This window comes from Reinekea forsetii, assembly GCF_002795845.1.
GTDB lineage: Bacteria > Pseudomonadota > Gammaproteobacteria > Pseudomonadales > Natronospirillaceae > Reinekea > Reinekea forsetii.
Genome location: NZ_CP011797.1, coordinates 1,143,505 through 1,161,667, shown reverse-complemented (window position 1 = coordinate 1,161,667; position 18,163 = coordinate 1,143,505). Strand labels below are relative to the sequence as shown.

General features: G+C 54.0%; 13 protein-coding genes and 3 tRNA genes. 7 read left to right on the top strand and 9 right to left on the bottom strand.

What is annotated here, in order from left to right; translation table 11 throughout:
* Positions 1 to 6: 6 nt before the first annotated feature.
* The 4 genes from rpsF to REIFOR_RS05420 form a co-directional block, all read right to left on the bottom strand.
* Positions 7 to 432, bottom strand: a complete 426-nt coding sequence (gene rpsF / locus REIFOR_RS05435) for a 30S ribosomal protein S6 (RefSeq protein WP_100256589.1) — start codon at positions 430 to 432, stop codon at positions 7 to 9.
* A 267-nt stretch (positions 433 to 699) separates the two neighbouring features.
* Complete coding sequence (locus REIFOR_RS05430) at positions 700 to 4,995, bottom strand: EAL domain-containing protein (protein WP_100256588.1); 4,296 nt, start codon at positions 4,993 to 4,995, stop codon at positions 700 to 702.
* A 332-nt stretch (positions 4,996 to 5,327) separates the two neighbouring features.
* Entirely contained in the window at positions 5,328 to 7,331 is a 2,004-nt protein-coding gene (locus REIFOR_RS05425; protein WP_100256587.1) for a M48 family metallopeptidase, read from the bottom strand.
* A 98-nt stretch (positions 7,332 to 7,429) separates the two neighbouring features.
* A complete protein-coding gene (locus REIFOR_RS05420; protein WP_100256586.1) occupies positions 7,430 to 8,026 on the bottom strand; it encodes a LemA family protein in 597 nt (198 codons plus the stop codon).
* A gap of 406 nt (positions 8,027 to 8,432) precedes the next feature.
* Between REIFOR_RS05420 and REIFOR_RS05415 the strand changes: the two genes are divergently transcribed.
* From REIFOR_RS05415 to REIFOR_RS05390, 6 genes are all read left to right on the top strand, one after another.
* Positions 8,433 to 8,509: transfer RNA gene (locus REIFOR_RS05415), tRNA-Met, on the top strand.
* A gap of 4 nt (positions 8,510 to 8,513) precedes the next feature.
* Positions 8,514 to 8,588 (top strand) — tRNA-Gln (locus REIFOR_RS05410).
* 45 nt (positions 8,589 to 8,633) lie between these two features.
* Positions 8,634 to 8,708: transfer RNA gene (locus REIFOR_RS05405), tRNA-Gln, on the top strand.
* 85 nt (positions 8,709 to 8,793) lie between these two features.
* Positions 8,794 to 10,674 (top strand): putative bifunctional diguanylate cyclase/phosphodiesterase, encoded by a 1,881-nt coding sequence (locus REIFOR_RS05400; protein WP_100256585.1) that lies wholly within the window; start codon positions 8,794 to 8,796, stop codon positions 10,672 to 10,674.
* Positions 10,675 to 10,718: 44 nt separating this feature from the next.
* Positions 10,719 to 11,561, top strand: a complete 843-nt coding sequence (locus REIFOR_RS05395) for a sulfurtransferase (protein WP_100258707.1) — start codon at positions 10,719 to 10,721, stop codon at positions 11,559 to 11,561.
* Complete coding sequence (locus tag REIFOR_RS05390; RefSeq protein ID WP_158524296.1) at positions 11,558 to 12,586, top strand: polysaccharide deacetylase family protein; 1,029 nt, start codon at positions 11,558 to 11,560, stop codon at positions 12,584 to 12,586. Before REIFOR_RS05395 ends, REIFOR_RS05390 begins: the two co-directional genes overlap by 4 nt.
* Before the next feature lie 89 nt (positions 12,587 to 12,675).
* Here REIFOR_RS05390 and REIFOR_RS05385 read toward each other — a convergent pair whose 3' ends face one another.
* The 4 genes from REIFOR_RS05385 to REIFOR_RS05370 form a co-directional block, all read right to left on the bottom strand.
* A complete protein-coding gene (locus REIFOR_RS05385) occupies positions 12,676 to 13,008 on the bottom strand; it encodes a DUF2185 domain-containing protein (RefSeq protein ID WP_100256583.1) in 333 nt (110 codons plus the stop codon).
* Between the two features lie 247 nt (positions 13,009 to 13,255).
* Positions 13,256 to 13,975 carry a DUF3581 family protein gene (locus REIFOR_RS05380; protein WP_100256582.1) on the bottom strand — a complete coding sequence of 240 codons (720 nt, stop codon included), beginning with the start codon at positions 13,973 to 13,975 and terminating at the stop codon, positions 13,256 to 13,258.
* Between the two features lie 167 nt (positions 13,976 to 14,142).
* Positions 14,143 to 14,919 carry a DeoR family transcriptional regulator gene (locus REIFOR_RS05375; RefSeq protein WP_227003769.1) on the bottom strand — a complete coding sequence of 259 codons (777 nt, stop codon included), beginning with the start codon at positions 14,917 to 14,919 and terminating at the stop codon, positions 14,143 to 14,145.
* A gap of 196 nt (positions 14,920 to 15,115) precedes the next feature.
* Entirely contained in the window at positions 15,116 to 16,192 is a 1,077-nt protein-coding gene (locus tag REIFOR_RS05370) for a coiled-coil domain-containing protein (protein ID WP_100256581.1), read from the bottom strand.
* 278 nt (positions 16,193 to 16,470) lie between these two features.
* Between REIFOR_RS05370 and REIFOR_RS05365 the strand changes: the two genes are divergently transcribed.
* Positions 16,471 to 17,052, top strand: a complete 582-nt coding sequence (locus REIFOR_RS05365) for a Fe-Mn family superoxide dismutase (RefSeq protein WP_100256580.1) — start codon at positions 16,471 to 16,473, stop codon at positions 17,050 to 17,052.
* 134 nt (positions 17,053 to 17,186) lie between these two features.
* On the opposite strand, the gene REIFOR_RS05360 is transcribed toward REIFOR_RS05365, so the two are convergent.
* A complete protein-coding gene (locus REIFOR_RS05360) occupies positions 17,187 to 18,113 on the bottom strand; it encodes an AEC family transporter (protein ID WP_100256579.1) in 927 nt (308 codons plus the stop codon).
* Positions 18,114 to 18,163 lie beyond the last annotated feature (50 nt).

Sequence of the window (18,163 nt, the reverse complement as noted above, 5' to 3'; positions counted from 1 at the left end):
CTCCTATTATTCTTCAGATGCTGAATCGTCATCAGCATCGTCAGTGGTGGCTTCGTCTTCAGAGCGCGGAGTACGTGCAGCGGCCTGGGCTTCATCTTTCGCTTTCTTGGCTTCAACAGATTTCATCATAGGCGAGGCCTCGATGACTGCATCTTTACGACGCAGAACAATGCTGCGTAAAATCGCATCGTTAAAACGGAAAGTGGTTTTCAAGTCTTCTATAGAGGCATCCGTCACTTCGATGTTTAACAACACGTAGTGAGCCTTATGGAGATCCTGAATTGGGAAACCTAATTGACGACGGCCCCAATCTTCGTAACGGTGGATAGCACCGCCGGCTTCGGTTACAACAGACGTGTAACGCTCTACCATGGCAGGCACTTGTTCAGACTGGTCAGGATGGACCAGTAGAACGATTTCGTAATGGCGCATAAATGCTCCTTCCGGGTTAACAACCTCCTGTAACACTCACAGTAAGGTAAGGAGTTAAGTACTTTACCCCAAGGGCAAAGCACAACTGTCTCTACTCGGTTCGAGCAGAGGGGCGGCAGTTTACGCAATGCAGCAGGCGGAATCAAGGGATATGAGGGCCGTTGCGTTAATAAAGCGGTAATTTCGCCAGTCACTCGGCCAAGGCGGTGCAAAGCCCAGGTTGCAAGGGCTGGCATTGGGACAAACCGGTCGCTCTGGCAGACCAATTTAGCTCGCAGGCTGCACCGAACCGGTATCAAAGTTCATATCCTGCAGTGCCACAGGCGCGCCCAGATAAAAACCCTGGGCGTAGTTCAGGCCCATTTCCTTGAGCTTTTCCAATACCAACTCACTTTCCACGTATTCTGCAATGATTTGCTTGCCCATCACTTGACCAATTTCACTGATCGACTTAACCATCGCCAAGTCAATCGGGTCATCGAGTATGTCACGGATAAACATACCGTCGATCTTGAGGTATTCCACCGGCAGGGTCTTCAGATATTGAAAAGAGGACAAGCCAGTCCCGAAATCGTCGAGCGCAAAGACGCAACCAAGTTGTTTTAACGAGTGCATAAATCGATTGGCGCTAAACAGATTGCTAATCACGGCCGTTTCGGTAATTTCAAAACAAATCTTGTTGCCGGGAATCTTGTGGTCTTCGAATAGCGTCATCAGGGTGGCCAAAAAGTCGTTGTCGCCCAGGGTCCTGCCCGATAAATTGATATTTAAAAGACTCACCTTGGCAAATTCGCTTGGATGGCTATCGATCCAGGCCACGATGCTGTGCACCACCCAGGTATCCAGTTTGGTGACCAGATTGTAGCGTTCGGCCGCGCCCAAAAAGGTTTCTGGCATAATGAGCTCGCCATCCAAGCCCTCCATGCGCAATAGCACTTCATAGGACTGGGCGTCGGCGCTGTTGTCAGCCAAGGCCATAATCGGTTGCACGGCCAATTGAAAACGGCCTGCTAAGAGCGCACTGTTGATGTGCTCAACCCATTGCATCTCCCCTTGGCGGTTGGACAGTTCGGCATCATTGGGGTGGTAGACGTGAATTCGATTACGCCCGCCTTCTTTAGCGACGTAGCAGGCCGCGTCAGCCGCCTTTAGGACATCGGTGATATCGCCAACATCATCGACGATCGATACCACTCCGATACTCACCCCAACTGTGTGCGCCTTACCCTCCCAGACAAATCGGTATTCGGCGACGGCATCGCGCAAATTATTACCGACCCGGCGTCCCTCGTAGAGATCACAATGCTCCATCAACAGGCCAAATTCATCCCCACCCAAACGGGCCAGGGTATCGCGCTTACGAATATGGCTTTCGAGCAGCCCGGCAATTTGGCGCAACAGCTCATCGCCGGCCAAGTGCCCACAGGTGTCGTTGACCACCTTGAACTGGTCTAAATCGAGATAGCAGAGAACGTGTTCGGTCTTTTCCTGCCGGGCACTGTCGAGCACTCGAGTCAGGCGATCCTCAAATTCACGCCGATTGACCAAGCCCGTAAGGGTGTCGTGTCGGGCGAGGTGATCGAGCTTGTTGGAGGCGGCGCGCTCCTCGGTGCGATCGCGAAAGGTCACCATGGCACCGGTCAACTCGCCATTTTCTTTGATCGGTTCTACCGTGTAGAGAATTGGAAAGGAGGTACCATCCTCGCGCCAGGCAATATTATGCCCGCCCTGGTGGCCCTTTTTGTTGGTCAGACACTTATACACAAAGGATTCCTTCCAATGGAAGACTGAGCCATCTTCGTGGGTATGGTGAATCAGCGCATGGATATCGCTGCCGAGCAGCTCGTCCGAGTTGAAGCCCAATTGCTGCGCTAGGCGATTATTGGCAAAGATACAGCGTCCCTGTCTATCGACACCGTAGATCGCCTCTCCGGTCGATTGCAGCAGCAGCTCGACCCTGCGCTTGGCGTTCACCAGGTTTTCCTGTGATTTTTTTAAATGGCTAATGTCGACATAGGTTGCCACGATGCCATCGATCACGTTGGCTTCGGTGCGAAAAGGTTTGATAATCTGGATAAAGAACTGATCGTTATTGGTGGCAACCTCACGCTCAATGGTGGTCAAGTTTTGCATTACCATCTGGGCATCCTCGAGCAGGGTTAAATCCCTGATTCGGTGGGAGATATCTCCTATCGGACGACCGATATCGGATGCAATCAGATTGAATACCTTGCGTGTCGCTGGAGTAAAACGCCTGATGACAAAGTTACGATCGAGAAACAGCGCCGCTATATCGGTGTTGGCCAACAGATTGGCCAAGTCATCATTGGCCCCGGCCAGTTCTTGCACCTTGTCCTGCAGCTGGTTATTAACCGTCGACAACTCCTCATTGAGCGACTGCAGCTCTTCTTTTGAGGTTTCCAGCTCTTCGTTGGTCGACTGCAGCTCTTCATTGATCGACAAAACCTCTTCGTTGGACGTCCGTAGCTTCTCATTAGCTTCTGCCATCGCCGTTAGGTGATGGCGCGAATCCTCTCTGGCTTCGCGCAATTCCGCTTCCAAGGTCTTGAGTTGCCACTCTGCGTGAGTATCCAGCTCGCCGACTTCAGTGCTGGCCGGGGCAACAACGATCTGTTTCGCTTCGGCAAAAGTGAGCAAGAGCAGCTTCGCATTAGCGCGATAGGCGCTGACCGGAATGGCGGTCACGGTCACGTGGTGGTAGTGACCCTCGCGCTTAACCCGCCCAGGTACCGAAAACTCCTCATCCGTTTGGCCGGCCTTTTCTAAGGCCATGCGCACCTTGCTGCGCAAGCCTTCTCGGACCATGGTGATGAGGTCCTTGCTGGGCACGCCTGTGGTCATTTCTAAATATAAGCCCGACGGCCCCGCCAGATACAATACCTGGTATTGGGGATCGACCAGCACGGCAAAAGGCGCAAACCGTTCAAGTAACAGATATTGGGTTAGTTTGGCAAAATTAAGCGGTTCCAGACAGGTCTCTGGGACATCCACACGGGCACTGCTAAAGCGTTCCAAGCCGCTAACATAAGACATCTGCAGGCCATCGCGCTGCGCTGCGCCGACCCGCTGAAACAGTCGCGCCTTTTTGCTAATGGGTTGAAAGAGCGTGGTTTGGCTGCCGATGGTTTCAGAACTGCCCAAAAAAAGATAACGCCCTGCCTTCAGTATTAGATGGAAAAGGGGCACGATCTTGCGCTGCAGTTCCGGCTCCATGTAGATCATCAAGTTGCGACAGCTGATTAGGTCAAGGCGGGAAAAGGGCGGATCGCTGATCAGATTGTGCTCTGCAAAGATGATCGCTTCGCGCAGGGTTTTTGTTACCTGATAAGACTGATCCTGCTGGATGAAAAATTTCTGCAGCCGAGGGGCCGATACATCGGTGGCAATATTGAGAGGGTATCGGCCCAACCGGGCGATAGACAGGGCCTGCTCATCGATATCGGAGGCAAAAATCTGCACCGGACAGCATTTGTTCGCCACTGCCAATTGTTCGAGGATCACCATGGCGATGGAGTAGGCTTCTTCACCGGTAGCGCAACCGGCCACCCAAACTCGGATTGGCTGATCAGGCGCCGCCTCGGCCACCAGCGTTTCGATCACCTCTAACTGGAGTTCCTGGTAAGCTTCCAGATCGCGAAAAAAACCGGTCACACTAATGAGGAGGTCCTTGAAGAGGCGCTTGGCTTCACCCTCGTCCGTCTGCACCAGGTGCACATATTCCTTTATATCAGACAGATGGTTCAAGCCCATGCGTCGATGAATGCGCCGTAATAGGGTGCCCTTCTTATAGAACCTGAAGTCGTATTTGGTACGCATTCGAACCGCATTAATAAGCAGGTCGAGTTGATCGTCGGGCACCGTCTTATGCGCATCGGACATCGCCAAGCCCTGCAGCTGGGCCTGGTAGTGAATTAACAGCTCAGGTAGCGCCTCGACATCGGCCACGCAATCGACCAAGTCGGTCTGAATGGCACTGCGCGGCATGCCATCGAACTGGGCGGTTTCCGGCGTTTGCACCAGCACCAAGCCGCCGCCGGCCTTGATCGCGGCAACGCCCAGCGTACCGTCCGAGCCCGAGCCAGATAGAATAATGGCCTGGGCCTGCTCGCCCTGGTCTTGGGCCAGTGACCGTAAAAATAGATCGACTGGCAAATGCGGGCCCTGACGCGGCGGCAAGGCATTGAGCAGCAGGCAGCCATTGACTAGGAGCAGATCCTTGTTCGGCGGTATCACATAAACATGATTGGCTTGCACGGCGGTGGCGTGTTCAACCTGCTCCACCGTCATCAACGTGTGCTTGCCGAGCAGTTGGGCAGTCATGCTGCTGTGCTTCGGGTCGAGATGCTGCACCAATACAAAGGCCAAACCACTGTTGCTCGGCATCGCGCTGAAAAACCGCTTATAAGCGTCCAAGCCGCCGGCGGACGCGCCCAGCCCGACGACCGGAACCGACGGTCGCTGATTGCCAGTCGAAGGGGCGACTGGCTTGTCGTTAGTGCCTGTTTTTTGCTGTACCGCGTTGATAGTTAATACCTCGTTCACCTAGGTGCGACGGGGGCTGCAGGACAATCATTCCACTCGGAAACGCCCCTTATTGGCTCGGGCGACCACTACCTCGAAAAAAACGCCGAACGGCCCTAGATTGTTATTATTCAGCTACCGGAACCCCATCAAGTCTCAATTGCTGCTAATAAGAGTCCTCACCGCTTAGCATGCCCAGCGCGCATGAACGCTAGGAAGCAGGTTATTGATGGTTGTCAAATTTGCTTGTAGCAGCTAATCAACCTGCGTCGATCGCTACCCGCCAGTGAGCCACCGATCGGCGGATGGTTCTGTTAAATCGGTCACAACGATTGGCGAGCTGGGCAGGCGATTTAACGAATACTGGTATTTACTGGGATGGGCCGAAGGGGTGGCATAGGGCACGCTAGGCACTGAGCCATTATGCGGAGTATTTCATATTCACGGAATTCAACTCGGCCATCGGCTTGAATAATATCGGCAAAGGCTTGCAACAAGGTTTTGCGCCAAACAAAATTTACCTGCTGCAATGCCATTAGGGCTGAACCCAGCCCCTGGTAACCGATGGACTGCAGCGTCTGGCTAGGCCGATAGGCTATGTCCATTTGGCGGCAAATGGCTTGATGGGCCTTTTCCGCCGCCACCTTGTCGCGGCTCAGCTCCACTAAGATATTGAAGATGGTGCTCAGGGCGCGCTGATAGTGCCGGATGTTGCCATCGAGCTTTCGCTTGGCTGCTGCGAGCGTGGGTCGCAGGCGCAGCTGAATCAGGGTCAGGGTGACCCACTCAATAAAGTCGACACGGCCGTCGAGGGCGACCAAACGCTCGAGCCGATCGAGGAAGACCAGCCGCTCAGCTTCGGATAGTTTCTTGAGCGTCGGAATCAGTAAGTCCACTATCGGCAGGCGTAACTGTTCGTCCATTTTCTGACAATAGGGCCAGATCTTTTGCAGCAGGTCGATCAGGGTGCTGTCTTCCTGCTTGATCAGGTCGAGCACGGCTTGCCGAGCCGACGCGCTACCGAGCAGTATCTGGCAGTACAGGTAGGCCTTGGCGCCATCTGATTGATGCAGCCAGGTTTTAACCTGCTCCGGTATATGGCGATACAGGTCGCGCGCATAGTTCAACTGATCCGGCGTGACCTGGCCGACTAGGGCGCTAATGCCCACCAGGGTAAGGGCGCTGTCAAAGGCCTGAGGCTGGGATCGACTCACGCTGTCGTCCGCCGACTCAGTGCGTCGCCGTCGACTGCGCTCTTGCGCGACAAAGTGCGGTGCAATGGCTCGGATGCGCTCGACAATCGGCGGATGGGTGGCCAGGCGATCCGATAGGGCGACCGACTCGCCAAAGCAGAAGTGCGACATGTCCTCGGCATGGCGATGGGTCAACTGAGAGCCGCCAGCATGTCCTTTGATAGCGTACAGTGCGCCGGCCAAACCATCCGGCAAGCGGGTAAATTGCACCGCGCTGGCATCGGCCAGGAACTCCCGCTGGCGTGACACAGCGGCCTTAATTATGCGCCCGACCAGAACACCGATATAGCCGACCAAGACAAATACCAGGCCCAGGCCAATCATCAGCAAGGCACTTCGACCGTCATTGCGATGGCTGCGTCTTGAGCCGTGCCAGAAATTGGCCTCCAGCAAAAATCGACCGATTTGACCAATCATTACCAGCCCAGCCAAGCAAGCCATCAAACGAATATTGAGCCGCATATCCCCATTGAGGATATGTGAATACTCATGCCCGACCACACCCTGTAATTGGTCGCGACTGAGCTGATCCAAAGCGCCCTGGGTCACCACCAGCACCGCATCCTGGGGCGAGTAACCGGCTACAAAGGCATTGATACCCGGTTCGTGTTCCATCAAGTAAAGCTCTGGCACCGGCATACCGGCGGCAATGGCCATCTCCTCGCAGATATTGATCAGTTGCTTGATGGCCGGATAGCTGGTGCCCATTTGAATGGGCTTCGCACCGGCCCAATCGGCCACCTTGCGCCCTCCTCCAGCCAGTTCGAGAAAGCGGAACAGCGTGCCAATAATCACTGCACCAATCACACCGAGGCTTATTTGCCAATTTAGATTGGAGTGCCACCAGCCGGACCAGGCCAGGGCCAGAGTGGCACTCGGCTCGCCTGATGCGCCCGGCGAGACTTGAAACCACTCGCCGAGTAGACCGGGCAAGGCTGATACAGGGGGGCTGCCGTCCAGCTCGACCGGACTGTAAAAAAACCAATAAGCGAGAAAACATACCAGGTTGATGGCAACCAGGGTGGCCAGCAGGCCGAGAAAAAATAACAGCACCAATTGCCCGGTTTTTTGCCGTGCCCGATCTTGTTGTTCAAAAAAGTCCATGCCCACCCCTTGCCAACCTCACGGCAGTACTGAGCGCCATCCCAGCTCGACTGCCCTTTGCACCTAGGCCCCTTTGCACCTAAGCACCTAAACACCGCTTAGAACGCGACCGTCGGTGCGCGCTTGACCTCAGGGCGATCGACTTCGAACAGGGCGGCGTCCTTAAAGCCGGCCATATTCGCCACCAGGTTGGTCGGGAAGGATTCCTTGAGCGTTTGGTAATGCATCACGCTATCGTTATAGGCTTGGCGGGCAAAGGAGACCTTGTTTTCGGTACTGTCCAGGCTTTCCATCAGGTCGCGCATGGTGCCGTCGGCTTTCAAATCGGGATAGTCTTCGGAGACGGCAAACAGCCGCCCGAGCGCGCCTGAAAGCATACCTTCAGCTTGTGACAGCTTGCCGACCAGGGCTCCGTCCGCAGGGTTTGCCGCCGCCGACCGCTGTGCCGACACCGCCTGATTGCGCGCTGCGGTTACGCTTTCCAAGGTGTCCTGCTCATGCTTTAAGTAGGTTTTGGCGGTTTCAACCAAGTTGGGGATCAGATCGTGACGGCGTTGCAATTGCACATCGATTTGGGCAAAGGCGTTTTTAAAGCGATTTCGATACGCCACTAGCCTGTTGTAAAGGGTAACCAGAAATATAACCAAGACCAGTGGCACGCCCCAGGTGATGATAGTACTGAATGAAAAATCCATATCGAGCTCCCTAAGAAATGAAAACAGTCCTTAAAGTGTATCAATAGATTTTAAATTCGCCTGATTTTTGGCCACTCGATCGGCTTCTCAACCGATGGGCATGAGCGCGCCGTTGCCCGCGGCTTGCCGGTCGGCAATGTTTGCACCTCGGCATAACGGCGTTCGAAGATCGGCCGTTTATGAATCGTTTTGGCTATTAAACAGGTCCAAAGGATGGTTTTTAAGGCATATATGGCTGTTTTTCAAAGACTTGGCTTGAATTTGCTTTAGCGGACGGCCGACATTCCTAAGGTGGATCCGCACTGTGGCCCGGATAATTCGCTAACTCTTTGAAACTATTTAAAAAAAAAGATTAGAGACGGTTGACAGAGAAACAAATAAAGGGATAATACGGCCCCGTTATAGAGGCTATATAGCTCAGTTGGTTAGAGCACAGCATTCATAATGCTGGGGTCGCTAGTTCAAGTCTAGCTATAGCCACCATTACTGGTCCGTCGCCAAGCGGTAAGGCAACAGGTTTTGATCCTGTCATGCGCTGGTTCGAATCCAGCCGGACCAGCCAGTTCTTCTGTAACGCTCGTTTAGCAGTTTTAGCACACATTTATACTGGTCCGTCGCCAAGCGGTAAGGCAACAGGTTTTGATCCTGTCATGCGCTGGTTCGAATCCAGCCGGACCAGCCAGCTTTTCGCCCCGCACAACTTTCCCAAGCAAATCCCCAAAGCCCCCTATACTTAAGATACCTGCTCACGCTATCGGATCTCTGGTTTGAAATTTAGCCTTGTGCGTAAAAAACGCCTTAAACAGCTGACCTTCGGCGTCGCCATTACCCTAACGCTGATCGCAATCATGCAGGTCATCTATGGCTTTTGGCTTGAAGCGATCATGCTGGCTTGTGCCCTATTGGCGATGGTCGGGGTCGACCAATTGACTCGGCGCGATCGCCTAGACGGGGCGGCCAACGTCCTGGTCGGCGTGCTCTTTGTCACTATCCTGATTTTGATGCTCACCGGAGCCGGCCTACGAGACCTGTCGCTTTTTGGTCTGCCGGGGCTGATTATCTTTTCAACCATGATCGGCCGCGCACACCTAACCTACACAGTGGTCGCGCTGATCATCTTCATCTGCCTGGCCTTGGGTCTGGCCTACAGCCTAGACTACCTGTCTGTACCGCCAATGGTGGCCTCATTTGAAACCGGCTTTTCCTCTGCGATGATCTTCGCGGTTACCGCCTATGCCATTCAGGTACTGCACAAGGACCTAGTCGATGCGGGCCAGGTTATTATGGCGGAAAACGAGCGCTTCAAAGCCTCGCAAAAACACATAGTTTATATCGCGCAACATGACGCGCTCACTAACCTGCCCAATCGCTTGCTGGCCAAAGACCGGTTCGAGCACGCCCTACTCAAAAGCCGGCGCGACAATCGGCAACTGGCCGTGTTGTATTTGGACTTGGACGACTTTAAATCGATTAACGATTCACTCGGTCATCTGCTGGGCGATAATCTGCTGATTCAGGTTGCCGAGCGTTTGCGTCAGACCGTACGAAAATCCGACACCATCTGTCGCCTTGGCGGCGATGAGTTTCTCATTCTGGCCGAAGGCCTTGCCGATATCGCATCCATTTCAAACCTAGCTACCACCGTGATGATCGCATTGGCAAAAGAATACCAATTGGCCAGCTCGCTGGTGCACTGCTCGGCATCAATCGGCATCGCACTGGCCCCGAATGATGCAGACAACTTTGAAGGCATTTTGAAGAATGCCGATCTGGCCATGTATCAGGCCAAAGACTTGGGCCGCAATACCTTTTGCTTTTTCAATAACGAACAACAGCAGAAAGTACAGTATCGACTCGACCTGACCGCACAAATGCGTATGGCCATCCAAAATAACGAACTGACCTTGCTGTACCAGCCCAAAATCGACCTGTGTAGCGAAAAAATTGTCGGCGCCGAAGCGCTCTTGCGTTGGCAAAACAGTCGCTTCGGGGCCATCGGCCCGGATCATTTTATTCCCATGGCCGAACAAAACGGACTCATCGCAGAGATTGGCCGTTGGGTCCTGGACACCGCCTGTCGAGACACCCAAACCTTTATCAAAACGCTGCCGAGCTTTCATATCAGTGTGAATGTCTCGGTGGCACAATTTAAGAACACCGACTTGGCGTCTGAAATCGCTGAAATCCTGGATTTTTACCGGCTCAAGCCCGCCGTGATGGATATTGAAATCACCGAGTCCATATTGGCCGACCAGGTCAGCGATATCCGCAATAATTTAGCCGGTTTACGCCGACTGGGCGTGAGCCTGTCGATCGACGACTTTGGCACCGGCTACAGTAATTTGGGCTACCTCAAGCACTTTGATGTCCAGACGCTGAAAATCGATCGCTCCTTTATCCAAGACCTGACCCAGAGCGAATACAATCAAACGATTGTCCGGGCGATCTTGCAAATATGTAAGGGCCTCGACTTAACGGCGGTCGCCGAGGGGGTCGAAGATCGGCAAACCTTGGACCTACTGAAGAGCTGGCAGTGTAAAACGGCACAAGGCTTTTACTGGGCCAAACCGATTAGCAAGGCGGCCCTGGTGGAGCTATTGGTGGCTCAAATGACCCCGGATGGTTCGGTTGAAAGCTTGATTGAATAGGGTACCATGGGCGTACTTTTCATCGAATGAATGGCTACTTTGTCATGTCTGAACTGATCCAAGTTGAACAGCTTTTTACCCGGACCGATCTTCCTGGGCAGGTTATTCTCGACTGCCGTTTCGATTTACAGGCGCCCAACAAGGGCCTCGAGCAATACCGTGAGGGCCATATACCCGGCGCGCTATACGCCGATCTGGCAGAGCAGTTATCGGGCCCGTGCGTGCCCGGCCAAACCGGTCGTCACCCCCTGCCGAGTGTCGAGCAGTGGCAGGCGACCTTGCGTCAATGGGGCATCGAACCCCAGTCCCAGGTGGTGGTGTACGATCAAGGCAACGGCATGTTTGCCGCACGGGCCTGGTGGCTGTTGAAATGGGCCGGGATCGACAAGGTCCAGCTATTGGATGGCGGTCTGGCACGCTGGCAACAGTTGGGCGGCGATTGCACCCGCTTAGTGCCGGTGCCGCAGCCATCCGAGATTCAGATCACGCCCCGTGCCGACTGGACCATCAGCGCCCAAGAACTGGCCGACCGAGATGCCTCGACCTTGGTCTTAGATGCCCGAGCCTTGGCGCGCTACCGGGGAGATATTGAACCACTCGATACCCAGGCCGGCCATATTCCGGGGGCGATGAATGCCGATTTCAGTAAAAACCTGGCCGCCGATGGCCGCTTTTTAAGCTCGGCTGAATTGGCGCAGCGCTTTGCCGGTTTGCCCAATGCTGCGCTGGTCTGCTACTGCGGTTCTGGGGTCACCGCCTGCCATAATCTATTGGCCTTATGTGAAAGCGGCCGACTCATGCCGACGCTGTACCCGGGCAGCTGGAGTGAATGGATCACCGATCCGCAGCGGGCAATTGGCCTGGGCACAGAAGGTCCGGTCTGGTGAAAAGACTGCTCTGGGTCTGCGTGCTGGCCGGATGGCTCGACTTGGCCGCTGCAGCCGATCATTTTAATATCCTGGTCTATCACCACGTCTCGACAGACAGTCCGGCGAGCACCTCTGTCACGCCACAAGTTTTCCGCGAACATCTGCAGTTTTTTCAAGATCAGCAGATCCATGTCATGCCGCTTGCGGAAGCCCTTGCGGCCGTTACAAATGGCTCGCCCTTACCGGACAAGACCATCGCGATCACCTTTGACGATGGCTATCGCGATATCTATGACAATGCCTTGCCACTGCTTGAGGAGTTTGGCTATCCCTTCACCATCTTTGTCGCCACCGACCCGATCGACAAGGGCTATGGCGATATGCTCAGTTGGGCGCAATTGCGCACCCTGGCGCAGCGCGGCGTGACCATTGCCAACCACAGCACCGATCACGCCTATCTGGTGCGCCAACAGGCCGGCGGCGCGCTGGGGCGGGCCGGTCTCAGAGCAAATATCGAACAGGCACAGCAGCGTCTGGTAGACGAGCTCGGCGACGCTGTGCCGCGTTGGCTGGCGTACCCCTATGGCGAGTTCAGCACACAGCTGCAGGACTTACTGAAGGACATGGGCTACCTCGGTTTCGGTCAACATTCTGGCGGCGTCTGGGCGGGCACCCATGCCCAAGCCATCCCTCGCTTTGCCGCGGCCGGCATATATGCCAATACGGCCACCTTGGCGACCAAGATTGGCTCCCATCCGATGCCGATCGATGAGGCCAACCTACCCAACATGCTCACGACCGATCGAAGCCCGAGCGTCACCGTCGATTTCACCGATAACCTCGTGCCAACGCTGCCCCTGAATTGTTTTCTCGATGGTGATCCGCTGCCGGCTAGCCGTCCCACGGCCAGCTCCTTTCGGCTAAGTAGCCCGGCACCCTTAACACTCGGCCGGCATCGCTTCAACTGCACCGCACGCAGCGCCTCGGGAGCGTTTTATTATTGGTTTTCCAAGCCGTGGTTGGTATCCGACGGGACGCAATAGCGCCGCAAGGGGCACCTTAGAGGTACAGAATAAAAACTCAGCAGAAGTGCCCGCAGAGCGTGACCGCGCGCGGTCCTTGGCCTATCAGGCTAGGCGGGGATGTCGTAATCGTGCACCGGTACCCAATCGTTGGTGTTGGGCAAGCGTTCCCAAACGCTACCGACTTGCGACCGGCGCACCAATTCGGTGATGCTTGGGTCTAAACGCTCGAGGCAGTCCAATGGCGCGACACACGCGGCATTTTCCTCGAGTAAGAATTCGTCGGTCTCCTGACCGCTGTAAAAACGAAAGCCGGTATCATTTGCGTGCTGGGGATCTTCCTTGTAAAAAAAACGAATTGGCAACGGACGCTCATTTAAAATCAGACTAGAGGCAAGACACAGGTGGCCCAGTTCAGTTGCGGTGTAAAGCTCATTTCTCATACAGTCGGTAACCTCGGGTATAACCCGGCATCAAAGGGCGGCGGATTATAAGCAAACCGATCTAAAATGCACCCGTAAATACCAGCTTTTTTGCACTGATTTTTAGGCCTCTTTGCAAATCAACAAGTTATGAGTGTAATTTTTTGTAACGAAATTAACGACTGGGTTATTTTTAAGCTGAATGCGCGCTGGCCGTCTGGAGACGACCATGCCGGGTCGGGCGCTTTACTTGCACCCGATGTGGCCATCAGGCCGGTGCGGAAGGTCGATAGGCCGATTTTAACAGTTCGAAGTCGTCTACCACCCTGCCCATCAGTTCTGCGTCATAAGGCTGTAATCCACTGACGATGAGTTTTTTATCGCCCTTACCAATCACTTCATCACCATCTCGAATTTCAAAGATGAAATGCGCATCGCCGCGCTTACCGTTGACATCCAGTGTCGAGTTGACGAGAGCCAATTCAGGTTGAGCAATGGCGACTCGGTCGAGCTCAAACGACATGCTCTCATAGATTACCAGAGGGCGCCTTGGATTAAACATGACCTGATGCTTTTCCAGCAGGGGCACTAATATATAGGGGAAATTCTGACCGGAAAAGGCGACGTAGCTGCGAATAACGGCTTCGATAAGTGCGCGGTCGTGCGATACCTCACCATGGTGTTCAACATGGGTATAAACCTTGCCAGCATCATCGGTTATCTCAATAACACCCTGATGATTGTCGGGTAGGTTGAGCGGCTTGTCTTTGCCGACCATACCGGAAAAGGACACCGACATGCGTTGGCCTAGGCCGTATTTCGACATAGCCAGTGCGAACAGCAGATCACCTGGCACCACAAAACGTTTGGCCTCGGGATCGTGGATTGGGTTGAAGTCGCCCGCCACCTCTTTGGCAAAACGACTCGCCTGTGCCGCGGACACCACAATGCGGCCGTCAATTACCGTATGAAATTCATCCAAAAACACCGCCGAACCTCCTAAACAAGACGCTTTCGCATCACTTTTCACTGATTGAACCTGAGCGTTGCTGACAAGCCTGTTAGTCGAGCAACCCCTGGATAGGGTACATTTGTGCGCTAGAGTATCAAAAAGCACAAAATTTGACACATAAGTCGCCAAAAAAGAACTAATAGCTACCGACAGATATGCAGGGCAACATCACTGTCGTTCATCAAACCGAGGATATCAGTAGGCGGGGCTTGGTCAGTAAAGAGTCGATCCGCTTGGGCTAAGTTACCCAAGCGCACCATCGCTTTGCGGCCAAACTTGCTGTGATCGGCGGCCAAAAAAACCTGCCGACTGTGCTCGATAATCGCTTGTGCCACCTTCACTTCACGGTAGTCAAAATCCAACAGGGTGCCTTCATTGTCGATGGCACTGATGCCAATAAGGCCGTAATCCAGTTTGAATTGTTGAATAAAATCGAGGGTGGCTTCGCCCATAATGCCACCATCTGTCGCCCTCACCTCGCCACTGGTAACGATGACGCGGAAATCGGTCTTCTGGCTCATTAGGGCTGCGACATGCAAATTGTTGGTGATTATCTGCAGCCCGCGATGGTTCATGAGCGCATGGGCGATGGTTTCGGTCGTGGTGCCGATATTGATAAACAGGCTGGCATTGTCGGGGATTAGGGCGGCAATGGCGGCAGCGATTTTCTGTTTCGCCCGGTGATGCAGTATTTGCCGATCGCTGTAGGCAATATTTTCGGTCGAATTCAAGGGCTTGGCGGCGCCGTGCAGGCGGGTAATCAGGCGCTGCTGCGCCAGCCAGGTCAGATCGCGTCGAATGGTTTGTTCGGTGACCTGATAGCGCCGCACCATATGCTCGACCCGGACTAAACCGTCCGATTCCAGCCATTTCAGAATGGCCTTATGGCGCGCATTCAGGGACTTGTTTTTATCGGTCACTATTATCGGTCACTGTTATCGGTCACTGCGGTTCAACCCCAAAATGAACATTGCGGCCTTTGGCCTGTCAATGCCCGAAAAGCATATCCAGTGCTGCCCCCGGCCTAACCGACCACAGCAACCCTTTTGCATCCAACGTACCCTAGCAGTGCAGCGCCGTCGGTCCTTGATAGGCGCTGACCAGGCCCAATCAGGGCTATTGCCCAGTCAGCGCTATCACCTTAGCACTAACGGTATCGAGCTGGCCGGACAAGGCGGTTAAGCGCTTATTGGTTGCCAGTCGACCTGCATCGACGGCCTCAATCGCACCCAAAAGCTCGGTTATGTTGGCCGTATTGATCTCTTGCTTAGCACTGATTTCATCCTGATCGGCGATGATTTTCCCTTGCTCGGCACTGATTTGATCGCGCTGCGCGGCCGCCAGCTCTTGGGTTAGCGTTAGAGTCAAAATTTGCTCGCCGTAGTTGGCATCGACAATACTGCCCAGGGTGCTGGACGCCGCGGCAAGATCGACTGTTATAAGGCCTAACTCTTGCACAAGCTGCTGTTCAACAGCCGTAAATTGCTCGAACTGTTGCTCGATTTGCACTAATGCTTGCTCGAATTTCTGTTCAGACTCGCCGCGCTGTGTTTTTTCGACACTCAATTGCTCGCTCAGGCTCGCTAGCTTCTTAACGTCCTCAGCCTGACCGGACTGCACAGTCGCTAAACTGGTGTTGATCAGGCTGACGCTTTCAAGCTGCTCAGCCAAGGCGGTCTGGTTGGCCACAATCCAGGCGCGATTTCTAACATTGGCGACATCCCATAATTTCCGGATCTCATCCATCTGCATATCGGTTTCTACCTTGATCGCCTTAAATTGGGCGTTGATGGCCGTACCATTCATCGATACCGACTCATCGGTCTGGGTCAAGGACTGCTCCAGTCTGACAATGCGCTCATCGGCCAATATCAAACGTTCTTCATAGGAATTCAACAGCTGTACGGCGGAATACTGTTGCAGGGCTAGATATCCAATGGCGACGCCGGCAACAATTAAAAATAGCGCCACGACCCATGAGGTATGAGATTTAGATTGACCGGCACTGGTCTTTTTTTCCGCTGCGGGCTTGCGTTCGGGATTAGCCCGAACATTCCGGGTGCGAATATCATCTCGATCGGGCACCATTCGAGGTAAATCACCCGCTGGAGTTTTTTCAGCCATCATGTAACCCTGTTTGTTTTTTTTACGAGCCTCATTATCTGGGGTTATGCGGCAGAGGGCAACCGGCATCCAACCCTCTTTTGGGCAAAAGGCTGAATATTGGTCTACGTGCACCATTAGGCCGATGAGATAGGCCCTAATTGGCCCCGCCCCGTGACCCAGTAATCAATGTCGGGGGCCATAAATTAGAGATCTGCAGCGACCGAGCGGATCGTCGAACTACGGCACGGGTGGTCGATCGATCTGCTAAAACACAGGTTTGCAAGACATAAAACTTGAAAGTGCGCCGATCAGCCCCGATGATATAGAGTGTTAAATTAACCAACCTAAATCCGACGGAGACGACCATGACTTTTGAAGTACCTACTTTACCCTACGCAATCGATGCCTTAGCGCCCCATATTTCCGCTGAAACACTTGAGTTTCATCATGGCAAACATCATGCAACCTATGTTGCCAAGCTCAATGGCTTGCTTCCGGGGAGCGAGTTTGAAGGTAAGAGTCTAGAAGACATTATCAAATCCTCATCCGGCGGTGTGTTCAACAATGCCGCTCAGATTTGGAACCACAGCTTTTATTGGAACAGCCTAAGCCCGAATGGCGGCGGCCAACCGACGGGTGCCTTGGCCGATGCCATTAACGCCAAATGGGGTTCTTTTGAAGCCTTCCAAGCCGCGCTTGACGATAAGGCCGTGAACAACTTCGGCTCTAGTTGGACTTGGCTGGTTAAAAACACTGACGGCACCCTGGATATCGTCAATACCAGCAATGCCGGCACCCCGATCACGGGCGATCAAACTCCGATCATCACCGTTGACCTCTGGGAACACGCCTATTACATCGATTACCGCAATGTTCGTCCAAACTACTTGGCGGCTTTCTGGCAATTGGTTAATTGGGAATTCGGCGCGGCAAACTTCGCTAAGTAGACCCAATTAAGCGTCACGCCTAAGACCCTAGGCGCAGACAAAAAAAGACCCCAATGGGGTCTTTTTTTTTGGCCTTATAATCAGGCAGCGGCCAGGCTGTTCCGCCGGTGCGTCCCAGCACCAAACTACAGGCCCTAGAGTGCGGTGAGCCAGACCCAAGCCCATATCGGCATCACTGCAAAGGCGACGAGCGTCTGCAGGGTGATAATTGAGGCCATGGCCTCCAGGTCGCCGCCCAATTGCCGGGCCAGAATATAGGCTGATGACGCCGTCGGGGTGATAAACACAATCAGCAAGGCCCCTGCGGCGACGCCCGTCAGACCGAAGGCGGCACACAGCGCGAGCGTCACAGCCGGTTTAATCAGGAACTGTGCCACTGAGGCCTCCAGAATAGCTGGTGCATGCCCCCTGATCAGGCCGGGACGCAAGGCAGCACCGACCGCCAATAAACCGAGCGGCAGCGCAGCCCGTCCGATGATTTCAAAGATCTCCGAACTGACCCAAGGCAGACCGACGCCGGACAAACTGAGCACCCAGCCGATCGCACAACCGATCACTAACGGATTCAGCACCAACTGCTTAGCAAAGGTCTTAACCGTACGCGCTTCCGCCTTACCGTAAAGCACGAAAACGCCAATACAGAGAATGTTGGCCACAACAATCATCGAACCCAAGGCCACCGAGATCAGCGCCAAGCCCTCTTGGCCAAAGTAGGCGCCAGAAACCGAGAGCGCGATATAGGTATTAAAGCGCACGCCACCCTGAAAGATGGAGGTAAAGGTCGCCGCGGAGGTCCTATGAGTCAGTGCGAAATAGAGCCATAAGGCTAGAGCTGAGATCAACAACACCAGGGTGCTGATCAGAAACAACCGGGACCACGGCTGACCGGCCAAGTCTTGGCTGGCTAGGGTGTGGATCAAGAGCGCCGGAAACATCAGATAATAGGTGATCTTCTCGATACCCGCCCAAACCTCAGCGGATAAGAACTCAAGCCGTTTTAGGCCATAGCCGAGAACAATAAGGGCCAGTACCGGAATTAATGCATTTACAAAGTAACTCATCTGGGACGGGCTTCCTGCATAGGCTAGATCCCCAGCAAGCAAGCTCTGGG